Raw genomic sequence first — 12,527 nt, forward strand, 5'->3', positions numbered from 1 at the left:
TAAAAACCCTCTCCCGCAATATTAAACTTTCTGGACTGAACAACAACATTGCTATACTCATAAAATTTCCGGGTTTATTGCTAAGTAAATGTACTAATAAACTAACTAATTTTCATCTGTTATTCCGGTTGTAGCCAAAATTTATTGAAGAACATAACTAAGAGAGTGGAACACAATAAAACGGAAATAGTCAGTAACATTAGCCAAGTACATCTCTAGGCTACTGTTTCCTCTCTCTAACATGATTTATAAAAAAAGGCAACATTTCTATTATGAAGAATCAGACAATTTACTGCTATGTACTCAAACAATATCTTCACGAAATCTACATAAAATTAGTAGGTTTATTGTTTACCAGAATATTATTATCAGGTGGATTAATATTAACGATAATTCCAGCAGTTCAAGCCCAAAACATCCGCATTACACCGAGTGTCACAGGCGGAGAATTTACAAACATTATTCAAGGTTTAAATGCAACTGCAATTGGAGCAGGAGCAAGTGCTGAAAGTATTAACTCAATAGCCATAGGCACTGATAGCATCATCAGTACAGATGCTTCAGCTATTGGTGTCATAGCCATTGGTGAAAGTGCATCTGCCCAAGGTGTTTTAATTCCCGGTGCCATGGCAATTGGGGCACAAGCCTCTGTCACATCAGCAGCAGCAATAGCATTGGGGAATAATGCCACAGCCGGTGGTGAAAATGCCATTGCCACGGGTAACGCAGCCTTAGCCAACGCTAAAAATACCATTGCCATTGGTAACGCAGCCCAAGCCACAGGAATTTCCGCTTCTGCTTATGGAGACACAGCCACAGCCAGTGGTACTAACTCCACAGCCACCGGTAAAGATGCCACCGCATCAGGTATTAATGCCACAGCTACAGGCAACAGAGCCACAGCCCGCGGTGAAAATGCGGTGGCCACAGGTAACGCAGCCTTAGCCAACGCTAAAAATACCATTGCCATTGGTAACGCAGCCCAAGCCACAGGAATTTCCGCCTCTGCTTATGGAGATACGGCTATTGCCAGTGGTACTAACTCCACAGCCATTGGTAAAGATGCCACCGCTAGTGGTGACAATTCCATTGCCACAGGCACTAATGCTCAAGCCCTAGGAGAAAACGCCATTGCCAACGGCATCAACAGCATAGCAAATGGTACTAATGCCACAGCTACTGGTGCTGGTGCTACTGCCATTGGCAACAATGCCACAGCCACCGGTGCTGGTGCTAGAGCCGAGGGGGTATTTGCCACAGCTACTGGTGCTGGTACAGTTGCTATTGGTGACAATTCCCTGGCTCTAGGCAGAACTGTTAGTGTTAGCGGTAACAATGCCTCTGCATACGGTAACAACGCCTCCGCCATGCAAGACAATGCCTCTGCATACGGTAACAACGCTTCTGCTGGTGGAATGAATTCCACAGCCATTGGTTCAAATACAGTTGCTTCTGGTTCTGTGTCCACAGCCATTGGTTCAGGAGCCATCGCCACAGGTCCTCATCAAATCACCTTTGGTACCCCCGCCAGCTACTACACACTACCGGGGTTAGCTTCTTCAGGAGAATTTGTCGGCACTGCTAACCAAACTGGAGAAACACGTATTGTCACAGTAGACCAATCCGGCAATCTTGGCACTGCTCCAGTTTCCTTTAATTCTGCAACAGTTGACCAACTTGAACAAGGATTAGTTTCCTTGGGACAGCAAATGGAATCTGTAGGCGCTCTCGCTGCTGCCTTATCATCTATTCCCAACACGGTGGCATTAGACAGTAATGGTGGCTGTGGTGTGGGGGCTGGAATTTATGGTAGTTCTTGGGCGGGCGCTCTTGGTTGTGTAACTCGCATCACCCAAGCTATCACCTTCAATGCAGCAGCTTCCATTACATCTGCTGCCGCTTCTTCCAGCTATAGCAGCATTTCTAGTGTGATGGGTCGTTTAGGTTTCTTCTTCCAATTTTAACTGTAATCTCAATATTACAGGCAAGTGCAGTACAGATACATCAGTGCTTAAGGTGTTGTAGTGCGGGCATCTTGCCCGCTACCCTAGCCCTGTGTGAGCAATTATTCGCCAGACTCGACATAACCCATAAGTGTTGAACAATATGAAATTAAATGCGATCGCCTGTTTTACCCTCTCACTTTCTACTCTAGTCCTGACCTCCTTACCAACTCTGGCTCAAACCAATGCCAAACCCTTAACCGATTGGTCACAGTTTGCCAACACCGAGAAAGAATTTATGCAAGGGTGTATGGGACAAAAAAAATTATCACCAGTGGAGAAAAGAATTAAGCAAAACTTTTGCCAATGTGCTTTTAATGCTTATAAAACTCGCTATACTCCCCAAATATTTACTCAGATTAATGCTTTAGCTCTGCAAACAGGAGAGAACGGACCCCGCTTAGTTAACTTGATGATGAAGCCAGAAATAGATCGCTGTTCCACCCTTCATAATTACCGTCCTTAAAGTTCATGCCTTTTTTCAGTCGTTATCACCATCATCGCTGGTTGGCATTAGGGTTATTCTTGGGTGTAGGGATCTTGTGGACAACCTTGTCTAAGAATCTTCAAGCTCAGGTATCCCCTAACATTCAACCACCTATTAATCCTACCCTGAGTGCAGAAGAGAATTTTCGCCAGGGTAATTTAACTCGCGCCATTCAACAATGGAGTCATCATATTAACAGTGGTAGCAATGTAGTTACAGCTTTATTTAATCGCTCCCAAGCTTATATTTTACTCAAGCAGTACGACTTTGCTGTACAAGACTTAAATCAATTAATTCAACTGCAAGGAAAAAATACCCCACCTCATGTTTTTGTGGTGCGGGGAATTGCATTGAGCGAACTTCAGCAACTACCAGAAGCAATTCAAAGCTTTAATCAAGCGGAAAAACTACAGCCTTCCCCCTTAGTTTACAACAATCGAGCTTTGGCTTACCAACGAGCCGGACAACTCCCCCTAGCTTTAGCAGATTTAACTAAATCAATACAATTAGCTCCCACATCTGTCAATCGCTTAAATTTAGCCAACTTACGGGTTCAACTTGGTCAGTTTCAGGAAGTGGTTGAGGAAATGAATCAACTGTTAGTCACAGAAAAATCTTTTTTTCCTGCCTATTTAACTCGTGGTATCGCCTACTATCATCTCCATCAATATCAAACAGCCATCCGTGATTTTTTGTTTAGTCTGAAAATCTTTCCCCACCAACCAGAAGCATACTATTATGTGGGTTTATCATTTGCTCAGTTGAATCGCCAACGAGATGCTGCGGAAAATCTCATTCGTGCCGCTGAACTGTATCTTCAAAACAACCAAGGTAATCAGTATCGCCAAGTTCTCGAAAAAATGAATGAACTTAACCTGCAATAATCTTAACTTTATAAGAACATCATAATTATAGCATTTATTAAACAGGTATCGTCTTGTAGCGCGAGCATCCTGCTTGCTAATGTTGAAGAATGGGGAAGGCGATTGAAATCGCCAACGGCTAACCCCCATATCTGAAGCCAGTAGCTCTGCTCGCCGTTGATATTTCCGTCAGCCCTACTTAGTGATGAAAGAAGCACTACCCTCTATTTTTAGTTTTTGCAAAAAAATATTACATTAAAGTTAAATAAACCTAAAAAAAATTTCAGTGGAATCATAAATTTGTTACCCTTTCATGAAAGATAACAGGCAGTACTCAATTACTCACTGGCGATTGAGTAACGGCAGATAATTATGTCTATTTTTTCAGTAGCAAGCTAAAAAATTTGTCTTCAGTAAGATGGATTATTTAGCAAAAACCACTAAAGTTGCATACTGAAGAATTGATTAAAATATTTTCATGGAGTAGGATATGACTTTAGCAAATTCCAGACAAACCAAGCCTTTAACAGATGAAGAACTAGATAAAATCAATGCTTACTGGCGTGCGGCTAATTATCTTTCTGTTGGGCAAATATATCTATTCGATAATCCACTATTACGAGAACCTTTAAAGCCGGAACACGTTAAACCCAGATTATTAGGACATTGGGGAACAACACCAGGGCTGAACTTTATATATGTTCACCTCAACCGAGTAATTAAAAAGTACGACCTGAACACAATTTACATTACCGGGCCTGGTCATGGCGGACCTGGGCTGGTGGCTAATACTTACCTAGAAGGTACTTATAGCGAATACTATCCTAATATTTCTGAAGATGTTGAGGGAATGAAGAAACTTTTTAAACAGTTTTCTTTCCCCGGTGGAATTCCTAGCCATGTTGCACCAGAAACTCCTGGTTCTATTCATGAAGGCGGAGAACTCGGTTATGCCCTTGTTCATGCCTATGGTGCTGCTTTTGACAACCCTAATTTAATTGTTGCTGCTGTTGTGGGTGATGGTGAAGCAGAAACAGGGGCTTTAGCTACTAGCTGGCATTCTAACAAGTTTCTCAATCCTGTACATGATGGCGCAGTCCTTCCTATATTGCACCTGAACGGCTATAAAATTGCTAATCCTACCTTATTAGCAAGGTTGAGTTATGAAGAATTAGAGAATTTATTTGTGGGTTATGGTTATAAGCCATACTTTGTAGAAGGTAGCGATCCGGCTGATGTTCACCAACAAATGGCGGGGATTTTAGATACCGTCGTTGCAGAAATTCACAGCATCCAAAGAGAAGCCCGTGTACATGGTTTTACCAAGCGTCCCCAGTGGCCGATGATTATTCTCAAAACTCCCAAAGGCTGGACAGGTCCCAAGGATGTAGACGGTAAAAAAACAGAGGACTTCTGGCGATCGCATCAAGTACCTTTTGGTAACGTAGCTAACAACCCAGAACACCTAAAACTACTAGAAGAGTGGATGAAGAGTTACAAACCAGAAGAACTCTTCGATACCAATGGAAAACTGATACCGGAACTAGCAGAACTAGCGCCCAAAGGCAATCGACGCATGGGGGACAATCCCCACACCAACGGCGGGGTTTTACTGCGGGATCTAAAAATGCCCGATTTCCAGGACTATGCCATTAATATTACCCGCCCAGGTACGAATTATGGGGAAGCCACCAAAGTTATGGGGCAGTTTTTACGGGATGTAATGAAACTGAACTTAGAAAGTAACAACTTCCGCATCTTCGGACCAGACGAAACTGCATCAAATCGCCTCAGTGCAGTGCTAGAGGTGACAGACCGGGCTTGGGTGGCGGACATTCTACCAGAAGATGAAAACCTATCTCCCAACGGTCGAGTAATGGAAGTCTTGAGTGAAACCAACTGTCAAGGTTGGTTAGAAGGCTATCTATTAACAGGTCGCCACGGGTTTTTCTCTTGTTATGAGGCATTTATCCACATTATTGATTCCATGTTCAACCAGCACGCCAAATGGTTGAAAACCACTCGTCATATTCCTTGGCGGCGACCGATTGCTTCTCTCAACTATTTATTAACTTCCCACGTCTGGCGACAAGACCACAACGGTTTTTCTCACCAAGATCCTGGTTTTATTGACCATGTAATGAATAAAAAAGCCGAGATCATCCGGGTATATCTCCCCCCCGATGCCAATACTTTGTTATCTGTGACAGACCATTGCTTGAGAAGTCGCCACTATGTTAATGTCATTGTTGCTGGTAAGCAGCCATCATTACAATATTTAGACATGGATGCTGCCATCAAGCACTGCACTAAAGGTTTGAGTATTTGGGAATGGGCTAGCAATGACAAAGGTAGTGAACCAGATGTAGTCATGGCCTGTGCTGGAGATGTACCTACATTGGAAACTTTAGCAGCTGTAGACATTCTGCGCCAGCACTTCCCGGAATTAAAAGTGCGAGTGGTTAATGTGGTCAATTTAATGAAGCTACAGCCACAAACTGAACACCCCCATGGTTTAACGGCTAAAGAGTTTGATACAATCTTTACCACCGACAAACCTATTATCTTTGCCTTTCATGGTTATCCCTGGTTAATTCATCGTTTGACTTATCGTCACACCAACCATAAAAACTTACACGTGCGGGGTTATAAAGAAGAAGGAACCACCACCACCCCCTTTGATATGGTTGTTCTCAATGACCTTGACCGCTTTCACTTGGTTATGGACGTAATTGATCGGGTTCCACAATTAGGTTATAAAGCAGCTTATGTAAAGCAAATGTTAGAAGATAAGCTAATTGAACACAAGCACTACATTCAGGAATACGGGGAAGATATGCCGGAAATTCGCAATTGGAAGTGGCCTTATTAAGTTGGGCTAACACCAATACAGAATTTGGTTTACACCCTCCCACTAGGAAAAGTCTGGGAGGGCGTGAACATTAACATTTAGATTTAGATTAAACAATGGACGTACCCCGGCTCGAACGGGGGACCTCTACGATGTCAACGTAGCGCTCTAACCAACTGAGCTATACGTCCTTAACCACAGCATGACTAAACATAACATATATTTCACAGCAAAGCAAATATTAATTTTTATAACAAAATTCAGGAATAATTTTTATTGCCCATCAGGTTTTTCCCGCTTGTCTCATATCATATCTGAACTAATTTATACACATACCAGAGGAAGATGTCAGTCATCAATAGTGGGTTTAAATTAATTCTGGTGTGTCGAATAACTGCTTTCTATGGAGGTTTAGCATTGTGCTAAACCTTTTTTATCTAAAAAATGGGTTGAAAACCCCGTCGTTCTACGACGGCTTTTCTTGATTCTGGATATATGTGAACTGTCAAGAATCACCGACCTTCAAGGTCGGTGAGTATGTCAAGGTTGTTGATTTGTAGACTACCTATGGGAAGATGAATACTGTAATCAAAATATTTAAATTAACTTAATAGATTCTACTTCTACACGGGCTTGGCAAACAACCAAGCCTTTTTTAGATATAAATTAATTGATAAAAATCCGCTTTCATTACTGAAATTACTCCTAGAAGCAGGAAACAGTAAAAAATGAATAACAATGTACGGAGTTTTGTTAAAAAATCAAATAGGATTCCTATATAACTAACCCATAGATAGATGGAAATGAGTAGAAATATACTTAAAATTACCTGGTATGGTAAACTCTTGGTGTATATAGGCTTGACTTGAGGTCAAGCCTATTTTATTGAATCGAGATGAGTGGTTTATGGCTAACTATCACATTAAAAAAAAATTGTAAACATCTGAGAGACAGATGCAATTATATTTAGTTAGATATATATAAGATGTATATGGTAAACACCTGGTATACATTCAAGGCTTGGCTTCTGGTCAAGCCTTTTTCATAATTTTAATACATGATTGCAATAATAATAACCAAAGGAAGATTAGATTTTAAAATTAGTATTATTAATTACTATATACTTCTTACAATTTGGTTGATTACCAGACTTTTTTTTGATAAGTAACTGATTGATTTATTACCACTTTTTATGATATTTGCACACATCCTTTAGGAGGATGAACTAAAGGGGTAGAAATATTAAATTAATATTGGTGTAGTAAATGCTTGGTATACATAGGGGCTTGGTTTTGCCAAGCCTTTTTTCTTGGCAAATTATGGTAAATTTATATAATATTTATGGAGAGACCAAAGGGAAAAATACCCCTACAGCCATCAAAATCAGGATTAACCTCAAAATTTGCTCTGGCTGAGTTAGCTTTCCACGCTGCAATTTGGCAGATATAAGCTTGGTCTTGATAATTATCAAGAAAGCAAGCTGAAAACCCTTGAGGAACAGGTGCGTAGCGCCGTATTCCCTATCCTAGGTTTTTCAGAAAAGCTGAACAAGCTGTCAATTAATTCCCTACCGTAAATCTATGACACTTAAACTCACAGTTCCTAACATGGCTTGTTCTGCTTGTGCTAAGAATATTACCAATGCAGTTAAAACAGTTGATGCTGATGCTATTATTCAGGCTGACCCACAAACCAAGTTTGTCAGCATAGAAACTCAAGCCTCAGAAACAGCAATTAAAGATGCTTTGGCTGCTGCTGGTTATCCGGTTGCTTAAAACTGATGTCAAGCTGCATCTTGCAGCGCATTTCACATGGCTGAGGTAGAACCGTTTGAGAAAACCCTAGGAGTCCAGATACCCGCACTACCAGATTTGTTACCAGATTTGTTACCAGATTTGTTGAACCTGCAATGTGCTTGATAACTTTACATCCCTAAAATTAATTGACTTAGTATGGATACTCTCACACTCAAACTACGAGGTATGAGTTGCGCTTCCTGCGCCAAAAGTATTGACCAAGCAATTCGCTTAGTTCCAGGAGTGATTGACTGTAATGTTAATTTTGGTGTTGAGCAGGCCATTATCCATTATGACCACCAACGTACTGATTTAAAAACTATTCAGGGGGCGATCGCATCTGCGGGTTACTCTTCATACTTAGTTGAAGAAGATATTTTTTCTCAAGGAAATGATGCTGAGAAAGCCAGTAAGTTAGCAGAAGAAAGAGAAATTACCCGTAAAGTGATAGTGTCTGGTGTAATCGGCATAATTATGTTTGTCGGTTCCATCCCCATGATGACTGGGTTACACCTGCCGTTTATTCCTGGGTTTCTGCATAACTATTGGGTGCAGTTAGTCTTGGCTATACCTGTACAATTTTGGTGTGGTGGTAATTTTTACGTCAATGGCTGGAAAGCCCTTAAGCATCATACAGCGACTATGGATACTTTAATGGCTGTGGGTACAAGTGCAGCATTTCTATATTCTGTATTTGTTACTTTGTTCCCTGGATTTTTTATCGCCCAGGGATTAATGCCCCATGTGTATTATGAAGTTGCCGTAATTGTCATTGCTTTAATTTTGCTGGGGCGATTATTAGAACAGCGCGCTAAGGGAAAAACCTCTGAGGCTATTCATCAACTGATGGGACTACAACCCAAAAATGCTAGGGTGATCCGTGATGGTGGGGAAATGGATATTCCCATTACTGCGGTAAAAATCAATGATGTGATTTTAGTGCGCCCTGGAGAAAAAATTCCAGTAGATGGTGAAGTGAATTCCGGTGCTTCTACAGTAGATGAGTCAATGGTAACAGGTGAAAGTTTGCCAGTGCAGAAGCAACCGGGGGATGAGGTAATTGGGGGGACTATTAACAAAACTGGTAGTTTTCAATTTCGGGCGACACGAGTGGGAAGGGATACCTTTTTAGCGCAAATAGTCCAACTGGTACAGCAAGCGCAAGGTTCTAAAGCACCCATTCAAAGACTAGCAGATCAAGTTACTGGATGGTTTGTACCTGCTGTGATTGCCATTGCCATCACTACTTTTGTGATTTGGTTTAACCTGATGGGTAACTTGACCTTAGCTATCATGAATACAGTGGGTGTTCTGATTATTGCCTGTCCCTGTGCTTTGGGTTTAGCTACCCCCACTTCAATCATGGTTGGTACTGGTAAAGGAGCCGAAAATGGCATCTTAATTAAAGATGCCCAAAGCTTGGAACTAGCACACAAAATCCAGATTATTGTTCTAGATAAAACCGGCACTTTAACTCAGGGAAATCCCACAGTTACAGATTTTGTTGCTATTAACGGTACAGCTGATCAGAATGAACTCCAGCTTTTACAGTTAGCTGCTTCTGTGGAACGCAACTCTGAGCATCCCTTAGCCGATGCAGTGGTAAAGTATGCTCAATACCAAGAAGTGAGTTTAACTGAAGCCTATAATTTTGCAGCTGTAGCTGGTAGTGGTGTTCAAGGGGTGGTGGCAGAACGCCTAGTACAAATTGGTACACAAACCTGGATGAAAGAACTGGGCATCAATACTGACACCCTTGAGGAATATCAACTAGCCTGGGAAGCTGGGGGAAAAACCGTGGTTTTTATGGCTGTAGATGGAGAAATACAAGCAGTAATGGGTATTGCTGATGCTCTAAAACCATCATCACCAGCAGCAGTAACAGCACTAAAAAAATTAGGGTTAGAAGTAGTAATGCTAACGGGGGATAATCGCAAAACTGCGGAGGCAATCGCCCAAGCAGTTGGTATCCAGCAAGTTTTTCCACAAGTGCGCCCAGACCAAAAAGCAGCCATAATTAAATCTCTACAAGCTGAAAGAGAAAAAGCACCCGGTAGGCAATCTAAAATTGTCGCCATGGTGGGTGATGGAATTAATGACGCACCCGCACTGGCGCAAGCAGATGTGGGAATTGCCATTGGTACTGGGACGGATATAGCCATGGCTGCTAGTGATATTACTTTGATTTCTGGAGATTTGCAGGGAATTATAACGGCAATTCAACTTAGTCGGGCGACTATTAGCAATATCCGCCAGAATCTGTTTTTTGCCTTTATTTACAACGTCATCGGTATTCCTATAGCAGCGGGGGTTCTTTTCCCTTTCTTGGGCTGGTTACTAAATCCCATTCTTGCCGGTGCTGCAATGGCTTTGTCTTCGGTGTCTGTGGTCACAAATGCTTTGAGATTGCGTAACTTTAAACCAAAAGTGACCTGGTAAATTGTAGAATAATTAAAGCAATGTTCGAGAAGAATATACTTTGGGCAGGCTTGACGGCTTTGGTTTTGTCGCTAATAACTGCATCACCAGCAATGCCAAATTCTTTATCACAGGAACCTAAGCAATTTCAAGCCATCAAGCAGCCTTTACCATTGAAAGTGGGTGTGACTATTGCTGGTGTGGGGTTAATTGGACTGGAGTTATGGTGGTTTCTTTTTAGTCAGTCACCAGGACAAACTAAGAGTCAACAAGATTAGCCAATTTTCTATAAGGAAGCGATCGCAGTTCCGTAGGGGTTCCGTACTGCGATCGCGCAATTGATTGATCCCTAGCCACAGGAATCCATCACCATAGATTTTAATTCTCTTCTCCTGATTCAGGATTGTGGTGGCAAGCCCCTCATTTGCCCTAATTTTTTGGCTCATGGTCTACAAACCCCGTCTGTTGCTTGTGTTTCTAACTTTCCCCTATGGAGGTTTTGCAGTTTATGAAAATTCTGCTAACTTTTCGGCTTAAAATGGCTTAAAAGTTTTGCACCATATCCCCAAGCTATGATAACTGAAATTTTCCCCTTTGCTATTAAGGTAAACACCGTAGCCATCGCCGGCGCGAGTCTGTGGTCATTGGCGTTATATTTAGCCTTTTCTCCCCTGCGAGAAAAGATTATTGAGTTACTCAATCGCTGGTTTAACTTTGCGGAGCGATTTCTTTACACCAGCCAAACAGAATTTGAAAAAACCCGCCCAGCCAGAGAATCGCAAAATGCCTTTTATGCCTCACTGTTTAGCATCATACCATTTTTAGTAGTTGGGGCCTTGTCTAACTGGGCTATAGATATTAGCCTAGGACGCAGCTGGGGTATCAGCATGGGTATTATGGCTTGTATTATTTCGGCAATTTATGAGCTAGGTCGCCAAAGTGCAGAATCAGAAGAAGAAGAGTGAGTTTATAATCCTTCCACAATAGCTATTTCTTCATCAGTTAACTCATAGAGTTCATACACTAACTGATTAATTTGTCTATCTGTGGCGTTAATTTGTTGTTGAACTCTTTTTTTAGCTGGGGGAGTTTGAGCCTGATTTAATTGCTCATGAAGAAACAGCATTTGTTCAACCAGTTGAATCATACGATTATGAACTAGGTTATCATTAGGTTTTGATAAATCTAACAACCTAATAGGTATTTTTGAAATAAATTGTCTATTTAAAGCAATATAACCCCCTCTAAATGGTGTACTAATTAACCTCAAGAAATTGTTGATTAATTGCGAATTAAGAATACCTAACAAATACAAATAAGATATGTTGATTGTTGCTGACAAAGAAATACCATATCCGCCACCGCCACCACCTCCACTACCAACAAAATAATAATCACCATTTAAGTCAGCAGCAAAACAACTACCAGTACCAATTGCAGGAACTAATAATTTGGGCGAATTAAACCGAGTGTGATTTTTCTTGTATACATAGCCATACCAATTTTCGCCCATATTGCCTTTATTTCTCGATGCTAAACCTTGTTGATGTTCTTGTATATAATTCCATGTCAGAGGGAATTTATCTTGATATTCATTTAATGATAGTAAAACTGATTTATTATTGAGAGTTACATAAGGAAAAATCAGACGTTTATTAACATTTTTTAAACAATACCTACTAATATTCAAAGAACCTTTTAACAAGTATTTCAAAAACTCATTTTCTAGCCAATGTAACTTACCCGTTGCTTGACATTTGCATAACACTTGCTGATTTTCTAGGGCTACCTGTTCAAGAATAAATATATCATCTGCATCAGTTTGTAAGCCTACGAATAAATGAGCAATATCACCTAATTTTATCGGTATTCTGTCCAGCTTACTAAACCAACTCTGATCTTTTCCCATCACAAAGTTCCACTCATTATTAGAAATATGTGAAATGGGAAAAATTTGTGTCATTATATCCAGGACTTACGCAACTGGCACAGGCGATCGCTATATTATAGTATTTGTGTACTGAAATAAGTGACACAACTAGCACAAATAGTGGGCGGGCTTCGCGGTAGCAAAGCGACAAATTGAATCAAACCAAACACATAGAAATA

10 protein-coding genes and 1 tRNA gene are annotated in these 12,527 nt (G+C 41.0%); 8 read left to right on the forward strand and 3 right to left on the reverse strand.

Annotation, left to right across the window (positions count from 1 at the left end):
* The first annotated feature begins 272 nt into the window (after positions 1 to 272).
* The 4 genes from NWP17_RS11655 to NWP17_RS11670 all read left to right on the forward strand — a co-directional run bounded on the left by NWP17_RS11655 (position 273) and on the right by NWP17_RS11670 (position 6,225).
* The gene (locus NWP17_RS11655) at positions 273 to 1,964 is read left to right on the forward strand and encodes a YadA-like family protein (protein WP_280655071.1); all 1,692 of its coding nucleotides are present in this window, start codon (positions 273 to 275) and stop codon (positions 1,962 to 1,964) included.
* Positions 1,965 to 2,097: 133 nt separating this feature from the next.
* Positions 2,098 to 2,469 carry a hypothetical protein gene (locus NWP17_RS11660; protein ID WP_280655072.1) on the forward strand — a complete coding sequence of 124 codons (372 nt, stop codon included), beginning with the start codon at positions 2,098 to 2,100 and terminating at the stop codon, positions 2,467 to 2,469.
* Positions 2,470 to 2,474: 5 nt separating this feature from the next.
* The gene (locus tag NWP17_RS11665; RefSeq protein WP_280655073.1) at positions 2,475 to 3,374 is read left to right on the forward strand and encodes a tetratricopeptide repeat protein; all 900 of its coding nucleotides are present in this window, start codon (positions 2,475 to 2,477) and stop codon (positions 3,372 to 3,374) included.
* Between the two features lie 469 nt (positions 3,375 to 3,843).
* Entirely contained in the window at positions 3,844 to 6,225 is a 2,382-nt protein-coding gene (locus NWP17_RS11670) for a phosphoketolase family protein (RefSeq protein ID WP_280655074.1), read from the forward strand.
* A 96-nt stretch (positions 6,226 to 6,321) separates the two neighbouring features.
* On the opposite strand, the gene NWP17_RS11675 is transcribed toward NWP17_RS11670, so the two are convergent.
* Positions 6,322 to 6,395: transfer RNA gene (locus NWP17_RS11675), tRNA-Val, on the reverse strand.
* A gap of 1,389 nt (positions 6,396 to 7,784) precedes the next feature.
* On the opposite strand from NWP17_RS11675, the gene NWP17_RS11680 reads away from it, so the two are divergent.
* The 3 genes from NWP17_RS11680 (at position 7,785) to NWP17_RS11690 (ending at position 10,696) form a co-directional block, all read left to right on the forward strand.
* A complete protein-coding gene (locus tag NWP17_RS11680) occupies positions 7,785 to 7,979 on the forward strand; it encodes a heavy-metal-associated domain-containing protein (protein ID WP_280655075.1) in 195 nt (64 codons plus the stop codon).
* Between the two features lie 177 nt (positions 7,980 to 8,156).
* The gene (locus NWP17_RS11685) at positions 8,157 to 10,439 is read left to right on the forward strand and encodes a heavy metal translocating P-type ATPase (protein ID WP_280655076.1); all 2,283 of its coding nucleotides are present in this window, start codon (positions 8,157 to 8,159) and stop codon (positions 10,437 to 10,439) included.
* A 20-nt stretch (positions 10,440 to 10,459) separates the two neighbouring features.
* Complete coding sequence (locus tag NWP17_RS11690) at positions 10,460 to 10,696, forward strand: hypothetical protein (RefSeq protein ID WP_280655077.1); 237 nt, start codon at positions 10,460 to 10,462, stop codon at positions 10,694 to 10,696.
* Here the strand turns inward: NWP17_RS11690 and NWP17_RS11695 are convergent.
* Positions 10,664 to 10,864 (reverse strand): hypothetical protein, encoded by a 201-nt coding sequence (locus tag NWP17_RS11695; RefSeq protein WP_280655078.1) that lies wholly within the window; start codon positions 10,862 to 10,864, stop codon positions 10,664 to 10,666. The genes NWP17_RS11690 and NWP17_RS11695 overlap by 33 nt on opposite strands.
* A gap of 126 nt (positions 10,865 to 10,990) precedes the next feature.
* On the opposite strand from NWP17_RS11695, the gene NWP17_RS11700 reads away from it, so the two are divergent.
* Positions 10,991 to 11,383, forward strand: coding sequence for a hypothetical protein (locus NWP17_RS11700; protein WP_280655079.1), 393 nt, complete (start codon positions 10,991 to 10,993; stop codon positions 11,381 to 11,383).
* A gap of 2 nt (positions 11,384 to 11,385) precedes the next feature.
* On the opposite strand, the gene NWP17_RS11705 is transcribed toward NWP17_RS11700, so the two are convergent.
* A complete protein-coding gene (locus NWP17_RS11705) occupies positions 11,386 to 12,381 on the reverse strand; it encodes a TaqI-like C-terminal specificity domain-containing protein (protein WP_280655080.1) in 996 nt (331 codons plus the stop codon).
* Between the last annotated feature and the right edge of the window lie 146 nt (positions 12,382 to 12,527).

This window comes from Chrysosporum bergii ANA360D, from assembly GCF_029891735.1.
In the GTDB taxonomy this organism is placed as follows: domain Bacteria; phylum Cyanobacteriota; class Cyanobacteriia; order Cyanobacteriales; family Nostocaceae; genus Umezakia; species Umezakia bergii.

Bases quoted from the DNA above. Each gene is read 5' to 3' on its own strand.
- NWP17_RS11690 (WP_280655077.1), top strand. From the start codon at position 10,460: ATGTTCGAGAAGAATATACTTTGGGCAGGCTTGACGGCTTTGGTTTTG.
- NWP17_RS11665 (WP_280655073.1), top strand. From the start codon at position 2,475: ATGCCTTTTTTCAGTCGTTATCACCATCATCGCTGGTTGGCATTAGGG.
- NWP17_RS11700 (WP_280655079.1), top strand. From the start codon at position 10,991: ATGATAACTGAAATTTTCCCCTTTGCTATTAAGGTAAACACCGTAGCC.
- NWP17_RS11705 (WP_280655080.1), bottom strand. From the start codon at position 12,381: ATGACACAAATTTTTCCCATTTCACATATTTCTAATAATGAGTGGAAC.
- NWP17_RS11670 (WP_280655074.1), top strand. From the start codon at position 3,844: ATGACTTTAGCAAATTCCAGACAAACCAAGCCTTTAACAGATGAAGAA.
- NWP17_RS11655 (WP_280655071.1), top strand. From the start codon at position 273: ATGAAGAATCAGACAATTTACTGCTATGTACTCAAACAATATCTTCAC.
- NWP17_RS11680 (WP_280655075.1), top strand. From the start codon at position 7,785: ATGACACTTAAACTCACAGTTCCTAACATGGCTTGTTCTGCTTGTGCT.
- NWP17_RS11685 (WP_280655076.1), top strand. From the start codon at position 8,157: ATGGATACTCTCACACTCAAACTACGAGGTATGAGTTGCGCTTCCTGC.
- NWP17_RS11695 (WP_280655078.1), bottom strand. From the start codon at position 10,864: ATGAGCCAAAAAATTAGGGCAAATGAGGGGCTTGCCACCACAATCCTG.